This is a genomic window from Chimaeribacter sp. YP20170169, from assembly GCF_056739715.1.
Genome location: NZ_CP176824.1, coordinates 1,136,397 through 1,152,988, shown reverse-complemented (window position 1 = coordinate 1,152,988; position 16,592 = coordinate 1,136,397). Strand labels below are relative to the sequence as shown.

Genomic DNA, 16,592 nt, shown 5'->3' with positions numbered 1-16,592 from the left:
TCCTTACTGTTCATCAATGAATGACCGTCAGCAACGGCGTTTGCTGCTGGATCGCGCCACTGCGGGCGCAGAGCACATCCGTAAACTCATCGCTGTTGCTCACCAGCATTGGCGTGGTGAGGTCGTAACCCGCCGCGGCAATCGCCTGACGGTCGAAAGTCAAAAGCAGGTCGCCAGCGGACACCCGGTCGCCCGCCTTGACGTGGGCGGTGAAGTGCTGGCCATCCAGCTTAACGGTGTCGATGCCGACATGGATCAGGATCTCGCTGCCGCCCTGTGAGGCGATGCCGATGGCGTGGCGGGTGGCGAACAGCGAGGCGACCTCCCCATCCACCGGCGAGGTGACGCGCCCCTCTTGCGGCACGATGGCGATCCCCTTGCCGAGCAGGCCGCTGGCGAAAGTTTTGTCCGGCACCTGCTCCAGCGCCACCAGCGTGCCGCTCATCGGGCTGAGCAGCGTTTCGCCCTGCCCGGCCGGCAGCGCGGCCGGTGTGGCTGCCGGGGCCGCTGGCTCCGCCACCGGGGCGGCGGTGGCGCGCGGTTCGCCAAAGGCCATCGTCATCAGTGTCGCGAAGACCAGCGCCAGCACCGCACCGGCGGCACCCGCCCAGACGGTGGCATCAAGGCCAGCCGGTGGGATGATCTGCGCCAGGGTAAAGATGCTCACCAGCCCGAAGGAGTAGACCTTGGTCTGGAAGAAGCCAATCAGCGCGCCGCCGAGCGCCGCGCCAAGGCAGCCGAAGATAAAGGGGCGCTTGGTCGGCAGCGTGACGCCATATACCGCCGGCTCGGTGATGCCAAACAGCGCGGCGGTGAAGGCCGAGCCAGCCAGCCCACGGCGCTTCTGGTCACGGCTACGCAGCAGCACGCCCAGCGCCGCCCCGGCCTGCCCCAGCACCGCCGGGATCAACAGCGGGATCATGGTGTCATGGCCCAGCACGCTGAGGTTGTTGATCATCATCGGCACCAGCCCCCAGTGCAGCCCGAAAATCACGCACACCTGCCAGAGCGCGGCCAGCACCGCGCCAGCCAGCCACGGGGCGAAGGCGTAGATTGACTGGAAACCGCTGGCCAGTTGCTGGCTAAGCCAGGTGGCCGCCGGGCCAATCACCAGGAAGGTGAGCGGCACCGTCACCGCCAGACAGATCAGCGGCGTGCAGAAGTTACGGATATTGCTGTGCAGCCGTGGGTACACCTGCCGCTCAATCCAGCAGCTGATCCAAGCGGCAAACAGAATCGGGATCACCGAGGAGCTGTAGTTGATCAGCGTTACCGGCAGGCCGAAGAAGGTAAAGGGGGCACCGGTGCCGTTACTCTCCCCCTGAAAGGCGGCCAGCATCATCGGGTGCATCAGCGCGCCGCCAATCGCCATGGTGACAAAGGGGCTACCGCCGAACTTTTTGCCAGCGGTGTAGCCGAGCACCAGCGGCAGGAAGTAGAACAGCGCATCGCCGGCCACGAACAGCACCTGATAGGTGCCGCTCTGGTCTGACAGCCAGCCAAACACCAGCGCCAGTGCCAGCAGCCCCTTCAGGATGCCGGAGGCGGCCATCAGCCCGACCACCGGCGTGAAGATGCCGGAAACCATGTCGATAAAGCGGCTGAGCAGCCCCGGCTTTGCCTCGCCCTCCGTCGGCGCGGGCGCACCGCCCTCCTCCAGCCCGGCCTGACGCACCAGCGCCTGATAGACGTCGCCGACGTGGTTGCCGATCACCACCTGGAACTGGCCGCCACTCTCCACCACCATGATCACGCCGGGGTGTTGCTTCAGCCCTTCGGCATCGGCCCGCGTCCGGTCGCGCAGCTTGAAGCGCAACCGGGTGGCGCAGTGCATCACGCCCGCTATGTTCTCCCGGCCGCCGACCCCGGCCAGGATCTCGCTCGCCACCTGCTGATTATCCATTGCTTCCTCTCTTCGCTGAGTGACGCCGCCAGCCGGGCAAAAAAAAACCTGAATGCCCCCTGCGGCCAGCGGGCCGTGGGAAACATTCAGGTTTTGCCCGCCTCGCGGCAGTTACAATCCTGATGCGGTGCCGCCTGGGCGACATCGCGACGATGGTGCCCGGTTAGCCGGGCAGGTGTCCCTCTTTGCGCACCCGCTCAATGTGGATGGTCAGGAACATCAACTCCTCTTTGGTCAGCGCCTGCTGGTAGTGGCTCTGCATATGCCGCCCCACCTTGCCCGCGCAGCGGTAGGCCAACGGGTAGTTAGCTTTTACGGCGTCATGCAGTGACTCGTCGTCGCTCTCCACCCCGGTGCGCGCGTGCATCCGCTGGGCAAAAAACTTCAGGTGGGTGACGAAGCGGTGGTAGCTCAGGGAGCTTTCGTCATAATCCAGCGCGAAGTGGTATTTGACGATCTGCAAAATCTCCTGCATCACCCGCGTCACATGCATCACCTCCGGCATGTGGCCGTTGAGCTGGGCGTTGACCAGATGCAGCGCGATAAAGCCCGCCTCATCATCTGGCAACTGCACCTGCAAACGGCGGGCAATCAGCGCCACCGCGTCACGCCCCAGCGCATACTCCTTGGGGTAGAGCCGGCCAATCTCCCACAGCAGGCCGTTGCGCAGCGGGGTGCCCTGCTTCTGCCGCTCAATCGCGTGGTGGCAGTGATCCGCCAGCGAGATATAGAGGCTGTCATGCAGGTTACCCAGCCGGGCGCGCGCCTGTGTAATCACCAAGTCACAGGTGGCCATCACCTCCAGCGGGATCTCGCTGAGCAGCTCACCCAGCCGGGCGGTGAGATCGTTGCCCTTCAGCGCAAAGGTCTTCTCCACCAGCGCGGCATTGACCGCCTCGCCCGCCTGCTTCTGGAAGCCGATGCCGCGGCCCATCACCACCTGTTCCTGCCCGTGGCCATCCAGCACCACCACGACATTATTATTGAGTATTTTGGCGATTTGCATGTCCGTGCCCTGAAAACAAAAAAACCCGACCGCCCGGCAGATGCCGTTCGATCAGGTCTTGCCTGCTGCCGCAGTCACAATCCTACTGCCGCCAACCTACCATATTGCTGAATCGCATCAACGTGACGAATCCAAAAACGTGATAGATCTCTCGCCGGCCATGCCTGCGGCGGGCCACGGGCGAAAAAAAACCCGCCGTAGCGGGTTTTTTCTGCCGGGTGATTACTTGTCGAACTTGCGCATCACCAGGGTGGCGTTGGTGCCGCCGAAGCCAAAGCTGTTGGACATCACGGTGGTCAGCGCGCGCTGGGTCGGCTGGGTGATGATATCCATACCTTCGGCTTTCTCGTCCAGCGTCTCCACGTTGATGCTCGGCGCGATGAAGCCGTTTTCCAGCATCAGCAGGCTGTAGATCGCTTCCTGTACGCCCGCGGCGCCCAAGGAGTGGCCGGTCATCGCCTTGGTGGCGGAGAGGGCCGGGGTGGTGTCGCCGAACACTTCACGGATGGCGCCCAGCTCTTTCACGTCGCCCACCGGGGTGGAGGTGCCGTGCACGTTGATGTAGTCGATCGGGGTGTCCACGCCGTTCATCGCCATCTTCATGCAGCGCACAGCGCCTTCACCAGACGGGGCCACCATGTCAGCGCCGTCAGAGGTCGCGCCGTAGCCGACGATCTCTGCATAGATGTGCGCGCCGCGCGCCAGCGCGTGCTCCAGCTCTTCCACCACTACCATGCCGCCGCCGCCTGCGATGACGAAGCCGTCGCGGTTCTGGTCATAGGTACGGGAGGCTTTTTCCGGGGTGTCGTTGTAGCTGGTGGAGAGCGCGCCCATTGCGTCGAACTCACAGGCCATCTCCCAGCACAGCTCTTCGCCGCCGCCAGCAAAGACCACGTCCTGTTTGCCGAGCTGAATCATCTCGACCGCGTTACCGATGCAGTGCGCGGAGGTGGCGCAAGCGGAGCTGATGGAGTAGTTCACGCCGCGGATCTTGAACGGGGTCGCGAGGCAAGCGGAGACGCCAGAGGCCATCGCCTTGGTCACCATGTAGGGGCCAACGCCGCGCAGGCCCTTGGCGCGCATACCGTCGGAACCCGCCACCTGGTTGCGCGGGGAGCCGCCGCCGGAGCCAGCGATCAGGCCAGTGCGCTCGTTGGAGACCATCTCATCGGTCAGGCCGGAGTCCTTGATCGCTTCCTGCATGGAGAGGTAAGCATAGATAGAGGCATCGCTCATAAAACGCACGATTTTACGATCGATCAGGCCAGTGGTATCCAGCTTGACATCGCCCCATACGTGACTACGCATACCAGCATCTTTCAGTTCTTGCGAGAAAGTGATCCCTGAACGCCCTTCTTGCAAGGATGCCAGCACTTCCTGCTTGTTATTACCGATGCTCGAGACGATACCCAGGCCAGTAATCACTGCACGTTTCATGTAATACCTCTTCCACTTTTATAAGTCGGGATTTTGCCACGCACTCTAGCTTACAGTTGTACGCCGAACAAGTCCGATCAGCAATAGTTTGTCTATTATATGCAAATTTGCGCCGGGATCGTGACACCGTTAAAATCGCCCGCAACCCTTGAGCCATGAGTATTGCGCGTGAACCACTCTCCGATCCGCCCCGCTACCCTGACCTGGAACGAACAGGGTACACCTGTTTCCCAACAGTTTGATGACGTCTACTTCTCCAACCAGGATGGGCTGGAAGAGACCCGCTATGTCTTTTTGCAGGGCAATGGCTTCCCAGCGCGCTTTGCCAGCCACCCGCGCCGCCGCTGCGTGGTGGCGGAGACCGGCTTTGGCACCGGCCTCAACTTCCTGACGCTGTGGCAGGCCTTTGACCGTTTCCGTCAGGAGAACCCGCTGGCCCCGCTGCAACAGTTGCACTTTATCAGCGTGGAGAAGTTCCCGCTGTCGGTAGACGATCTGGCTGCCGCCCATGCGCGCTGGCCGGAGCTGGCGCACTACGCGGAAGCGCTGCGGGCGCAGTGGCCGCTGCCGTTCGCCGGCTGCCACCGCCTGCTGCTGGCGGAGGGCAGCGTGACCCTCGACCTGTGGTTTGGCGATGCCAACCAGTGCCTCGGCGAGGCGGATGAGAGTCTGGCGCAGCAGGTGGATGCCTGGTTCCTCGACGGCTTTGCGCCGTCCAAGAACCCGGACATGTGGTCAGAGACGCTGTTCAATGCGATGGCGCGGCTGGCGCGCCCCGGTGGCACCTTCGCCACCTTTACCGCCGCGGGCTTTGTGCGCCGTGGCCTGCAACAGGCGGGCTTTGCGGTGCAGCGGGTCAAGGGTTTCGGCCAAAAGCGCGAGATGCTGGTGGGCGAGATGGGCGAGCAGCCGCACGCCGCCCCTGCCGCGCCTTGGTATGCGCGCCCGGCCGCGCCACAGCCGAATGAGGTGGCGATTGTCGGCGGTGGCATTGCTGGGGCTTTGCTGGCGCTGGCGCTGTGGCGGCGCGGCAGCCGCGTGACGCTCTACTGCGCAGAGAACGAGGCGGCGCAGGGCGCGTCCGGCAACCGTCAGGGGGCGGTCTATCCGCTGCTGACCGGCCAGCAGAACGCGCACGAGCACTTCTTCGCCGCGGCCTTTACCTTCGCCCGCCGCCACTACCAGCAACTGGCAGCGCTGGGCATCGATTTTGCTGGCGAATGGTGCGGCGTCAGCCAGGTGGGCTTCGACGCGCGCAGCCAGCGCAAGATTGGCGCGCTGCTGGCCAGCGGCTGGCCGGAGGCGCTAGCGCAGGCACAGGATGAGGCGCAACTGACCCAGCAGCTCGGCCTGCCCACCGGCTTTGGCGGCGTCAGCTACCCGTTGGGCGGCTGGCTCTGCCCGGCGATGTTCACCCGCGCCCTGCTGGCGTGGCTGGAGGCGCGCGGCGTGGCCCTGCGCACGGGGCATCAGGTGACGCAGCTGGCCGCCGAAGAGGGTGGCTGGCAGATCAGCTTTGCCGACGGCCAGCACGCGCACCACGCCACGCTGGTGCTGGCGAACGGCCACCGGCTGACCGGCTTCCCGCAGACCTCTTCCCTGCCTGCCTACCCGGTGCGCGGCCAGGTGTCGCACATCCCTACCACCCCTTCACTGCGCGCGCTGCGCCAGGTGCTGTGCGCCGACGGCTACCTGACGCCAGCTGATGCCCAAGGGATGCACTGCATCGGCGCCAGCTACCAGCGTGGCGACAGCGATACCGGCTACCGTGAGGAGGAGCAGCAGCAGAACCGCCGCCGACTGATGGAGTGCCTGCCGGATGTGGCGTGGCCGCAGGAGGTGGATGTCTCCGCCGGCGAGGCACGTGCCGGGGTGCGCTGCGCCACCCGTGACCACCTGCCACTAGTGGGCGCGGCCCCAGACTTCGACGCGACGCTGGCGGCCTACGGCGACCTGCCGCGCCAGCTGGCCGCGGGCGAGACGCCGGTAACCGCGCCCGCCTATGCTGGCCTGTACCTGTTTGGCGCGCTCGGCGCACGCGGCATCAGCTCTGGCCCGCTGGCGGCCGAGTTGCTGGCGGCGCAGATCCACGGCGAGCCGCTGCCCTGCCCGACCGAGGTGCTGGCGGCGCTGAACCCGAACCGTTTCTGGGTGAGGAAGTTGCTGAAGGGGCGGCCGGTCGACGACCAGCCAGCGTAACGCAAAAAAAAGGCCCCGGACGGGGCCTTTTTTGTCAGGCTTCTTGTTGCGCCTGAAGGTAGAGGTTGTCCCACATCGCCTGCACCAGCACCTGGTCACGCGGGGCCAGCTCGCCAGCGTGGATCGCCTTGTTGAGGCTCTGCTCGACGCGCAGTTTCAGCGCCTGCGGCGTATGCTCGCCATTCTCTTCGGCTTCCGCCACTGCCAGGGTCAAATGACCGCGCAGGTAACCGCCCGCAAACAGTTCATCGTCACTGGCGCGGTCCACCATGTCATCAATCAGCGCCAGAATACGCGCTTCAAATTCAGCGATCATTACGTTTCCTCATTCATCAGTCGGGGGGGCGGATGCCGTCCTCAGAGATCGTCCGGGTAAGGGAAATCCTCTGCACGCAGCGTTGGCGTATTGTAAAACGAATGTAACGCGTTAATAAAGCGCGCCGGACGCGCCGGGATGCCCTGCGTCAGGTGGTGCAGCACCTGCGCGCGCACTTTGCGCTGGAACGCGATGCGATCCGGCTCCACGTCGCCCTCTAGGTTGTCGCAACTGACATTGAACGGGAAGTTCGCCGCCACGCAGAACATCCACTCCAGCGACTGCGGTTTCACCTCAACCTGCTCAAACTCCGCCTGGGTCTGGGCGTCGCGGCCATCCGGGCAGTACCAATAGCCAAAATCCACCAGCTTGCGCCGCGCCTCACCGGCGATGCACCAGTGGGAGATCTCATGCAGCGCGCTGGCGTAGTAGCCGTGGGCAAACTCAATACGGTGGTAGGGAGTCTCTGCGTCCGCCGGCAAATAGATGGGTTCCCCCTCGCCGCGCACCAGCCGGGTGTTGAACTCGTCACTGAAGCAGGCGTTGAAGATGTCGATCAGTTGTTGGTAGTGGTGGGTAGTCTCTGTGTTGTTTTGCATGATGTCATCGGTTTACAGGTCACGGGCCGGCCATCGCGCGGCCCGAAAAAGGGTGGACGCCGCTACAGGTGCGCCGTCAGCCAGTGCTGGATCTCTATCCCGTGGTTGTCATAGAGCAGCTTGAGGCTCATCACCAGTGAGACCAGCACAATCATCGGCCGGATCAGTTTCTGGCCGCGCGTCAGCACCATGTGCGCACCGAGGCGCGCGCCCAGAATCTGCCCAGCCAGCATCACCAGCCCAACGCCCCAGACCACCTTGCCGCCGAGGATAAACAGCAGCAGGCCGCCAAGGTTGGAGGTGAAGTTCAGCACCTTGGCGTGGGCGGTGGCTTTCGCCAGCGTGAAGCCGGAGAGCGTCACGAAGGCCAGCGCATAGAACGAGCCGGCGCCGGGGCCGAAAAAGCCGTCATAGAAGCCGACGCCGCCACCGGCCAGCAGGCCGAACGCCAGCCCGCCAAGGCGCTGCGCCCGCTCCTCCTCGCCCAGCTTTGGCGTCAGCAGGAAGTAGAGGCCAATGCCCACCACCAACAGCGGCAAAATCTGCCGCAGCAGGTCGGCGCGCACGTGCTGCACCAGAATCGCCCCGCTCATCGCGCCCAAAAAGGTCAGCAGGATGGTGAGTTTCTGGTCACTGAGTTTCACCATGCCACGGCGCACAAAGTAGAGGCTGGCGGAGAAGGAGCCGCCGACCGATTGCAGCTTGTTGGTCGCCAGCGCCTGCGCCGGTGGCACGCCCACCGCCAGCAGCGCTGGCACCGTCAACAGCCCGCCGCCGCCAGCGATGGAGTCAATGAACCCCGCCACCAGCGCGACCGCGAACAGGATGCCGAGCAGCTCCGGCCCCAGCGCCAGGCCACTCATAAGGACTCCCCGAAGTGGTTATCCAGCAGCGCCTGACAGGCGCGCGGCAACGGCGGTGGCAGGGTTTTGCCCGGCGGCGTGGTGGCCGGTTTCGGCGGCAGGAACCAGCTTGCCAGCTCCGCGCCACAGCCATCGCCCGGCGGCGGCGGTGCCTGATCCTGACAATCCGGGCTGCCCGCTGGGCAGACCAGCCGCACGTGCATGTGGGCACGGTGGGCAAACCACGGCCGCACCTTGTTCAACCACGCACGGTCACTGCCAGCATCCTCGCACAGGCGCTTCTTGATCGCCGGGTTGACGAAGATGCGCGCCACCTGACTATCCTCAGCGGCCAGCTTGATCAGCTGCCCAATCTGCGGCTGCCAGTGGCGATCCACCACCTGCTTGCCATCCTTCGACACCAAATCGATCGGCTGCGGCTTCAGCAATTGTTGGGACGTCCAGCGCCGGGTGGGCAGTTGCAGCCAGATGTCCACGTCCAGCCCGGACTGGTGGCTGGCGTGGCCGCTGCTAAAGCGCCCACCGGCCGCCATGCCCATGTCGCCGACCAACACCGAGCCAAGCGACTGCTGGCTGGTCTGGCGGCTGAGGCGCTGGATAAACGCCAGCAGCGTTGGGTGGCCGAAGTAGCGGCGCTGGTCAGGGCGCATCACCTGATAGTCGGCGGCCTGCAACGGCAGGGGTTGCGCACCGACGATGCAGCCATTGGCGTAGCTGCCGATCGCCTGTGGCGCGCCCGGCACCGGGTGGCCGATGGTCTGCCAAGGGGTCAGCGCCTGTGCTGGCAGCGTTGCCAGCAGCAACATGCCGGCCATCAGGCCGGCGCGAAGTGATCTGCTCATCGGCGTTACCAGCGTGGCAGTGGGGGCGTGACATCCGCGCACTGCGCGCGCTGGCGCAGCAGGTGGTCCATCAGCACGATGGCCATCATCGCTTCCGCAATCGGCACCGCACGGATGCCGACGCACGGGTCATGGCGGCCACGCGTTACCATCTCCACCGCTTCGCCCTGACGGTTGAGGGTACGCCCCGGCACCATGATGCTGGAGGTCGGTTTCAACGCCAGATGGGCGATCACCGGCTGGCCGCTGCTGATGCCGCCCAACACGCCACCAGCGTGGTTGCTCTGGAAGCCGTCCGGGGTGATCTCATCACGGTTTTCGCTGCCGCGCTTGTTCACCACCGCAAAGCCATCGCCCACCTCAACGCCCTTCACCGCGTTGATGCTCATCAGCGCGTGGGCCAGATCGGCGTCCAGACGGTCAAACACCGGCTCGCCGAGGCCAGCCGGCACATTCTCCGCCACCACCGTCACTTTCGCGCCGATGGAGTCGCCCTCTTTCTTCAGCGCACGCATCAGCTCGTCGAGCGCCTCAATCTTCGCCGGGTCTGGGCAGAAGAAGGGATTCTGCTCCACCTGCGCCCAATCCTTCAGCTCGCACTGCACGTCGCCCATCTGCGCCAGGAAGCCGCGCACCTGCACACCATGCTTCATCTGCAAATATTTCTTGGCGATGGCACCGGCCGCGACGCGCATCGCGGTTTCACGCGCCGAGGAGCGGCCGCCGCCACGGTAGTCGCGCAGGCCATATTTCTGCTCATAGGTGTAGTCGGCGTGGCCGGGACGGAACACATCCTTGATCGCGCTGTAGTCCTGCGAACGCTGGTCGGTGTTCTCAATCAGCAGGCCGATGCTGGTGCCGGTGGTGACACCCTCAAATACCCCGGAGAGGATTTTTACCTGATCCGGCTCGCGGCGCTGGGTGGTGTAGCGCGAGGTGCCCGGCCGGCGGCGGTCGAGGTCATGCTGGAGATCCGCCTCGGTCAGTGGGATGCCCGGCGGCACGCCATCAACGATGCAACCGAGCGCCACGCCGTGGGACTCCCCAAAAGTGGTGACGCGGAAAAACTGCCCAATACTGTTCCCTGCCATCACGGCTCCTTACTTTTGATTTTGGTTCTGTGGTTGGCCCGCTGGCCCTGCCGCGCCGGGGAGGCGCGGCGTGGCGCTTACGAGCGGTACATCGCGAAGTGCGCGTGGCAATCCACCAGCTGCTGGCGGGTCAGGGTGAAGACGCCGTCGCCGCCGTTCTCAAACTCCAGCCAGGTGAAGGGGATGTCCGGGTACTGCTCTATCAGGTGCACCATGCTGTTGCCCACTTCGCACACCAGCACACCCTCGTCGCTGAGGTAGTCCGGCGCGCAAGCCAGGATGCGGCGCACCAGCTTCAGGCCGTCGCTACCGGCCGCCAGCCCCAGCTCCGGCTCAAAGCGGAACTCCTCGGGCAGGTCGGACATGTCCTCCTCGTCCACATAAGGCGGGTTGGTGACGATCAGGTCGTAGCGCAGCGGCGGCAGCGCGCGGAACAGGTCAGAGCGGATTGGCGTGACCTGCTGCTCAACGCCATGATCCTGGATATTGCGCTCCGTGACCGCCAGCACCTCTTCGGAGATGTCCACCGCGTCCACTTCCGCTTCCGGGAAGGCGTAGCTACAGGCGATGGCGATGCAGCCGCTGCCGGTGCACATGTCGAGCACATACTGCGGCGGTTCGCTCAGCAGGCCGCTGAAGCGGTTGTCGATCAGCTCACCAATCGGCGAACGCGGCACCAGCACGTGCTCGTCAACATAGAATTCCAGCCCACAAAACCAGGCCTTGTTGGTCAGGTAGGCGACCGGCACCCGCTCATTGACGCGGCGGATCACCCGCTCAACAATGCGGTGGCGCTCGCTGGAGGTCAGGCGCGCACCGCGCATGTCTTCCGGGATGTCCATCGGCAGGTAGAGGGTCGGCAGCACCAGCTGCACCGCCTCGTCCCAGGCGTTGTCGGTGCCGTGGCCATAGTAAAGGTTGGCCGCGTTAAAGCGGCTGACGGCCCAGCGCAGCATATCCTGAATGGTATGCAGCTCACTGACGGCTTCGTCGACGAAAATCTTGTCCAAAGTGTTCTCCCACGCTGCGGCGGTTCTGGCCGCCGCCTTACAAAATGCCGACTAGTGTGCCATGAAGCGGCCGACAAATCAGCAGCTATAGTCACAGCGGCAAACACACCGCCACGCCCGGCCAGACATTTGTCGCCGGAGCAGGTAAACTCCATGTTAATTTCTCTGTCAACGACGGTTTCCACGACCCACATGAAGAACCGATACCCGCTTACCAGCGAAGAACAGCAGCTGTTCCGTGAGGCCCTGAGCGGCACCAAACGGCTACACAATGACACCATCGTGCACCCGCCAAGCCGCCAGAAGGTGAAGGTCGCGACGCCGAAACGGCTGTTGCAGGAGCAGGTGGATGCCACCCACTACTTCTCGGATGAGTTCCAACCGCTGCTGGAGAGCGAAGGCCCGGTGCGCTACGTGCGGCACGGCGTCGATCATTTTGAGATGAAGAAGCTGCGGCGCGGCGACTACACGCCGGATCTGTTCCTCGACCTGCATGGCCTGACGCAGCATGAGGCAAAGCAGGAGCTGGGGGCGTTGATCGCCGCCTGCCGCCGCGAGCATGTGCACTGCGCCTGCGTAATGCATGGGCACGGCAAACATATCCTGAAGCAGCAGACGCCGCTATGGCTGGCGCAACACCCGGACGTGATGGCGTTCCATCAGGCGCCCAAGCTGTTTGGCGGCGACGCGGCGTTGCTGGTGTTGGTGGAGCTGGCGGAGTAGCGGGAGGGAGGCCGGCGGGCGCCGGCCGGGGGCATCAGACGCGCGCCATCACCTGCGCGGGGCTGAACTGCCAGTCATACGTCCCTTTGCCGCTGTCGGCATCCAGGGTAACGCTGGCGATTGCGGAGGTGGCGAACATCGGCGGGCACTCGCCGGGGCAGAGCTCGGCCACCAGATAGCCCACCAGCGGCAGGTGCGAAACCACCAGCACCGTGGAGACGCCCTCTTTCGCCAGCGCCTCGAGGTAGCAGGCCACCAGCCCGGCATCGCCGCCGGGGGTCAGTTCGGAGAGCACATCCTCATCTTCCGGCAGCGTCAGCGTGCCGCGCACGGTGGCCAGCGTCTGTTCGGCACGGAGATAGGGGCTGACCAGCACCCGGTCAATGTTCAGCGGTTTGGCATTCAGCCAGGCCGCCATCTGTTGGGACTCTTCACGGCCACAGGGGGTAAGCGGTCTTACCGCATCGCTGGCGGCCTCAAGGGCAGCCTCGCCGTGACGCATAATCAAAACTTGCATAGTGCACCGTTTTTGTTTGACAAAATAACGCCATACAGGAAACGCGTCGCGTGCTGTATCGCTGTCTTCCCCTCTCTCCAGAGGGCAACCCTTTAACGATAACGCGCCGTCTCTTCTATGGCGGCCGGGCATTTTGCCTCAAAGTTGACACAAAGAAAATGCTGTTTTTTAGAGCAACCCACGGGTAGGCCGGCAAGTACTGGTTATTTAACCACCAATTCAACATTTTATTCACGGCTGCGCGCCGCGCAAAGTTTTGTAAAAACGACGTTCTTTGCCAGATGGCCTCTCTGTTTACGGTAGTCCTCCCCTCCCCGGCTGTACAGCCTGTGCCAGGGGCAAGAGGGCAAGCAGTGATCACCGTCACTAAATGCTTTAATCATCACCGGGTTGGCCGCAGAGTTGCATAGCATGTTACGCCTCTGGGTAGAAACGCTGCGCCTGCTCGGCCATCGTCACCAGCCGCTCACAGGGCGTGAAGCGATCGCCGTAGCGCGCCGCCAGCGCCCGCAGGTCGGCCGCCACCGGCCCGGCCCCGCGTTGGTCGAGATAGCGGAACGGCCCACCGAGAAACGGCGGGAAGCCGATGCCAAACACCGCCCCAATGTCGCCGTCACGCGCGCTACGGATCACCTGCTCATCCAAGCAACGCACCGCCTCATTGAGCATCATCAGCACGCAGCGCTCAGCGATCTGCTGCTCCGACAGCCGCGACTGCGGCGTCACGCCCAGCAGCCGGTAGACCGCCGGGTCGGGCTGTTTATTGCGCGTCACCAACGGCAGCCTGCGCGTGGGGTAGAGGTAGAAGCCACGGCGGTTCTTGCGCCCCTTGCGCTCATCTTTCAGTAGCGCGTCGAACGCCTCTGGCGCGGCAAAGCGCGGCCCCAGCTCGCGCACCAGCACCGGCACGATTTTGGTGCCGACGTCGATCCCTACCTCATCCAGCAGCATCAGCGGGCCAACCGGGAAGCCAAAGCGCACCAGCGCCCGGTCGATACGATCCACCGGCTCCCCCTCCAGCAGGCAGCGCGCCGCCTCATTAATGTAGGGCGCGAGGATGCGGTTGACGTAGAAGCCAGCGCGATCCGCCACCACAATCGCCGTCTTGCCCTGACGGCGCGCCAGATCCACGGTGGTCGCCAGGGTGCGCGCGTCAGTGCCAGCATGGGGGATCACCTCCACCAGCGGCATCTTCTCCACCGGGCTGAAGTAGTGCAGCCCAATCACCTGCTGCGGGCGCTGCGCGCCGTCGGCAATCTGCGCAATCGGCAGCGAGGAGGTGTTGGAGGCGAAAATGGTGTGCGGCGCGGCGTGCTGCTCCACCTCCGCCACCATCTGCCGCTTGAGCGCCAGATCCTCAAATACCGCTTCCACCACCAAATCAAGGTGCGCGAAGCCGCGGTAGTGGGTGTCGCCGGTGATCAGCATCATCTGCCGGCCGCGCTCGGCGGCGGTGAGCCGCTTGCGCGCCACCTGCTTGCTCAGCGATGCCCAGCTGGTCTGGAGCGCGTGGCTAATCCCCGCCGGGGTGATGTCCTTGATCCGCACCGGCAAGTGGGCGCGGGTGGCGGTGACGCTGGCGATACCGCCGCCCATCAGCCCACCGCCCAGCACGCCGATGCGTGCCAGCGGGGCTGGCTCCGCCGCGCTGGGTGGCGCTTTTTTCAGTGCGGTGCTGGCGAAAAACAGGCTGCGCAGCGCCGCCGACTCCGGCGTCATCGCCAATTCGCCGAAGGCTTGCGCCTCGGCGGCATAGCCGCTGGTACTGCCCTCCTCCAGCCCTTTGCGCAACACCTCCAGCACCCGCTCCGGCGCCGGGTAGTTGCCCTGGGTTTTGGCGCGCGTCTGACGGCGCACCAGCGAAAACAGCAGCCTTTTGCCGAGCGGCCCGCCCAGCAGCCGTTCGCGCCACGGCAGCGGGCGTGAGGCGCGCCAGCCGCGTTTCACCTGCGCCGCCGCGCTCTCCAGGAGGATGGAGGCTGGCACTGCGTCATCCACCAGCCCCAGCTTTTGCGCCTGACGGGCGCGCAGGTGGCGGCCAGTGAGGATCAGCTCCAGCGCCTTGCTGGCCCCCACCAGCCGGGGCAGGCGCTGGGTGCCACCGGAGCCGGGCAGCAGGCCAAGCTGCACCTCTGGCAGGCCAATCACCGTTTTGGGGTCGAGGGTGCAGATGCGGTAGTGGCAGGCCAGCGCCAGCTCCAGCCCGCCGCCAAGGCAGGGGCCGTGGATCGCCGCTGCCACCGGCACCGGGAAGGCGGCCAGCTGCGCCATCGTTGCCTGTCCCTTTTTCGCCAGCCGAGTCGCCTCGGCGGCGCTGCGGCAACCAGCAATCATGCCGATGTCCGCGCCCGCAATAAAGGAGTCGGGTTTGCCGGAGATGATCACCAGCCCCTGCAAACCGGGCTGGCGCTGCGCCTCGTGCAGTACCGCCACCAACTGTTCGGCAAACTCCGCCTTCAGGGTGTTCATGGTTTCGCCCGGCACGTCGAGGGTGATCACCCCGACGCCGTCCGGCCGCAGCATAAAGTGGAAAGCCGACGGCGTGGCGTGGCCCTCGTGCACCGGCTCCGGGCTGGCTGGCTGGGGAGTGGCGTCAAGGCTCATCAGGCAATCTCCAAAATCATGGCCGCGCCCAGCCCGCCCGCCGCGCAGGCGGTGGTCAGGCCCAGCGTGCCGCCGCGGCGGCGTAGCTCATGTAGGGTTTGGGTGATCATGCGCGCGCCAGTGGCGGCGAAGGGGTGGCCGTAGGCGATGGAGCCGCCCAGCACATTGAATTTTTCCGGGTCGACCTCGCCCAATGGCTGTGGGCGCTGGAGTTTGTCCCGTGCGAAGGCGGGGCTGGCGAACATCTTCAGGTTCGCCAGCGTCTGGGCGGCGAACGCCTCGTGCATGTCCACCAGATCCAGATCCGCCAGTTGCAGGCCAGCGCGCTCCAGCGCCAGCGGCGTGGCGTAGGCCGGGCCGAGCAGCATATCCTCCCGCACGTCGATGGCGGTGAAGGCGTAGCTGCGCAGATAGCCAAGCGGCGCCATGCCGAGGGCGGCGGCGCGTGATTCGCTCATCAGCAGCACCGCCGCCGCTCCGTCGGTGAGGGGTGTGCTGTTGGCGGCGGTGACGCTGCCGTGCCGCCGGTCAAAGGCCGGGCGCAGCCGGGCGTAATCCTCTGGCTTGGATTCGCGGCGGATGTTGTTGTCCTCCACCAGCGGCGTGCGGTAGGGCGGCACGTGGGCCGCCATCACCTGCTCACTGAGCAGGCCATCACGCCAGGCCGCCGCCGCCAGCTGATGGGAGCGGTGCGCCAGCGCATCCTGTGCCTCGCGGCTGATGCCGTGGCTTTTCGCCATCTGCTCAGCGGTGTCGCCCATCCGCAGGCCGGTGGAGTACTCCGCCACCGCCGGCGGCACCGGCAGCAGGTCACGCGGCCGCAAGCGGCTGAACAGCTTGAGCCGCTGCGACAGGCTGCGCGCCTTGTTGGCGTCCACCAACGTGCGCGCCAGCGCCTTGCTGACGCCGATCGGCAGTACTGACGAGGAGTCCGCGCCGCCAGCGATGCCCACCTGCACGGTGCCAGCCAGAATGCTCTCCGCCACGTTGGCCACCGCCTGGAAGCTGGTGGCGCAGGCGCGTGACACGCTGTAGGCGTCGGTGGCGGTACTCATGCCAGTGCCGAGCACAATTTCGCGCGCGATGTTGGGCGCTTCCGGCATCTGCACCACCTGGCCGAACACCAGTTGGTCAATCACCTGCGGGTCCAGCCCACTGCGTGCCAGCAGCTCGCTGACCACCATTTTGCCGAGATCAACGGCTGGCACGCCGTGAAATGCCGTTGCCTGCCGGGCAAACGGCGTGCGCAGGCCATCCACGATCGCGATGCGGTCGCCGCTCCGCGTGACCAGCGGTAACACCTTTCCCATAGTCGCTCCTGAACAAGAGATGCGGGCCGCCTGCGTCAACAGGTCAGACCTGAACCAATATTGTTAACCCATTGCTTACATGTCGCAAACCGCAGGCGGGGAGAAATGGGAGCCTGAGCACCCTTTTCGGCGGCAGGCGGGAGGGAGGGGCTAAAAAAACCCCGCCGGAGCG

The 16,592-nt window shown here is 65.1% G+C and carries 14 protein-coding genes; 2 read left to right on the top strand and 12 right to left on the bottom strand.

All coding sequences use genetic code 11. From position 1 onward, the window contains the following. Positions 1 to 13 precede the first annotated feature (13 nt). The 3 genes from bglF to fabB form a co-directional block, all read right to left on the bottom strand. Positions 14 to 1,903 (bottom strand): PTS beta-glucoside transporter subunit IIABC, encoded by a 1,890-nt coding sequence (gene bglF / locus ACK3SD_RS05275; protein WP_481127007.1) that lies wholly within the window; start codon positions 1,901 to 1,903, stop codon positions 14 to 16. A gap of 163 nt (positions 1,904 to 2,066) precedes the next feature. Next, complete coding sequence (gene licT / locus ACK3SD_RS05270) at positions 2,067 to 2,909, bottom strand: BglG family transcription antiterminator LicT (protein WP_137762556.1); 843 nt, start codon at positions 2,907 to 2,909, stop codon at positions 2,067 to 2,069. Positions 2,910 to 3,131: 222 nt separating this feature from the next. Further along, positions 3,132 to 4,346, bottom strand: a complete 1,215-nt coding sequence (gene fabB, locus ACK3SD_RS05265) for a beta-ketoacyl-ACP synthase I (protein ID WP_481127006.1) — start codon at positions 4,344 to 4,346, stop codon at positions 3,132 to 3,134. Positions 4,347 to 4,514: 168 nt separating this feature from the next. Between fabB and mnmC the strand changes: the two genes are divergently transcribed. Then, positions 4,515 to 6,545 carry a bifunctional tRNA (5-methylaminomethyl-2-thiouridine)(34)-methyltransferase MnmC2/FAD-dependent 5-carboxymethylaminomethyl-2-thiouridine(34) oxidoreductase MnmC1 gene (mnmC, locus tag ACK3SD_RS05260; RefSeq protein ID WP_481127005.1) on the top strand — a complete coding sequence of 677 codons (2,031 nt, stop codon included), beginning with the start codon at positions 4,515 to 4,517 and terminating at the stop codon, positions 6,543 to 6,545. 34 nt (positions 6,546 to 6,579) lie between these two features. Here mnmC and ACK3SD_RS05255 read toward each other — a convergent pair whose 3' ends face one another. The 6 genes from ACK3SD_RS05255 to prmB all read right to left on the bottom strand — a co-directional run bounded on the left by ACK3SD_RS05255 (position 6,580) and on the right by prmB (position 11,266). Next, on the bottom strand, positions 6,580 to 6,861 hold the full coding sequence (locus tag ACK3SD_RS05255; RefSeq protein ID WP_137762553.1) for a YfcL family protein: 282 nt from the start codon (positions 6,859 to 6,861) through the stop codon (positions 6,580 to 6,582). Between the two features lie 41 nt (positions 6,862 to 6,902). Then, positions 6,903 to 7,460: an elongation factor P hydroxylase gene (locus ACK3SD_RS05250; RefSeq protein ID WP_481127004.1), complete on the bottom strand. Its 558-nt coding sequence runs from the start codon at positions 7,458 to 7,460 to the stop codon at positions 6,903 to 6,905. A gap of 62 nt (positions 7,461 to 7,522) precedes the next feature. Beyond that, on the bottom strand, positions 7,523 to 8,323 hold the full coding sequence (locus ACK3SD_RS05245; RefSeq protein ID WP_481127003.1) for a sulfite exporter TauE/SafE family protein: 801 nt from the start codon (positions 8,321 to 8,323) through the stop codon (positions 7,523 to 7,525). Next, positions 8,320 to 9,138 carry a penicillin-insensitive murein endopeptidase gene (mepA, locus tag ACK3SD_RS05240; protein WP_137764905.1) on the bottom strand — a complete coding sequence of 273 codons (819 nt, stop codon included), beginning with the start codon at positions 9,136 to 9,138 and terminating at the stop codon, positions 8,320 to 8,322. Before mepA ends, ACK3SD_RS05245 begins: the two co-directional genes overlap by 4 nt. A gap of 32 nt (positions 9,139 to 9,170) precedes the next feature. After that, on the bottom strand, positions 9,171 to 10,256 hold the full coding sequence (gene aroC / locus ACK3SD_RS05235; RefSeq protein ID WP_481127002.1) for a chorismate synthase: 1,086 nt from the start codon (positions 10,254 to 10,256) through the stop codon (positions 9,171 to 9,173). A 77-nt stretch (positions 10,257 to 10,333) separates the two neighbouring features. Continuing rightward, complete coding sequence (prmB, locus tag ACK3SD_RS05230; protein WP_481127001.1) at positions 10,334 to 11,266, bottom strand: 50S ribosomal protein L3 N(5)-glutamine methyltransferase; 933 nt, start codon at positions 11,264 to 11,266, stop codon at positions 10,334 to 10,336. A gap of 192 nt (positions 11,267 to 11,458) precedes the next feature. Between prmB and smrB the strand changes: the two genes are divergently transcribed. Next, the gene (gene smrB / locus ACK3SD_RS05225) at positions 11,459 to 11,989 is read left to right on the top strand and encodes an endonuclease SmrB (protein WP_481127499.1); all 531 of its coding nucleotides are present in this window, start codon (positions 11,459 to 11,461) and stop codon (positions 11,987 to 11,989) included. 34 nt (positions 11,990 to 12,023) lie between these two features. Here the strand turns inward: smrB and sixA are convergent, their stop codons facing one another. The 3 genes from sixA to fadI form a co-directional block, all read right to left on the bottom strand. Then, positions 12,024 to 12,506, bottom strand: a complete 483-nt coding sequence (gene sixA / locus ACK3SD_RS05220; RefSeq protein WP_137762547.1) for a phosphohistidine phosphatase SixA — start codon at positions 12,504 to 12,506, stop codon at positions 12,024 to 12,026. 414 nt (positions 12,507 to 12,920) lie between these two features. Continuing rightward, positions 12,921 to 15,110 (bottom strand): fatty acid oxidation complex subunit alpha FadJ, encoded by a 2,190-nt coding sequence (fadJ, locus tag ACK3SD_RS05215; protein WP_481127000.1) that lies wholly within the window; start codon positions 15,108 to 15,110, stop codon positions 12,921 to 12,923. Further along, a complete protein-coding gene (fadI, locus tag ACK3SD_RS05210) occupies positions 15,110 to 16,420 on the bottom strand; it encodes an acetyl-CoA C-acyltransferase FadI (protein ID WP_137762545.1) in 1,311 nt (436 codons plus the stop codon). The genes fadJ and fadI overlap by 1 nt, the downstream gene beginning before the upstream one ends. Positions 16,421 to 16,592: the final 172 nt, after the last annotated feature.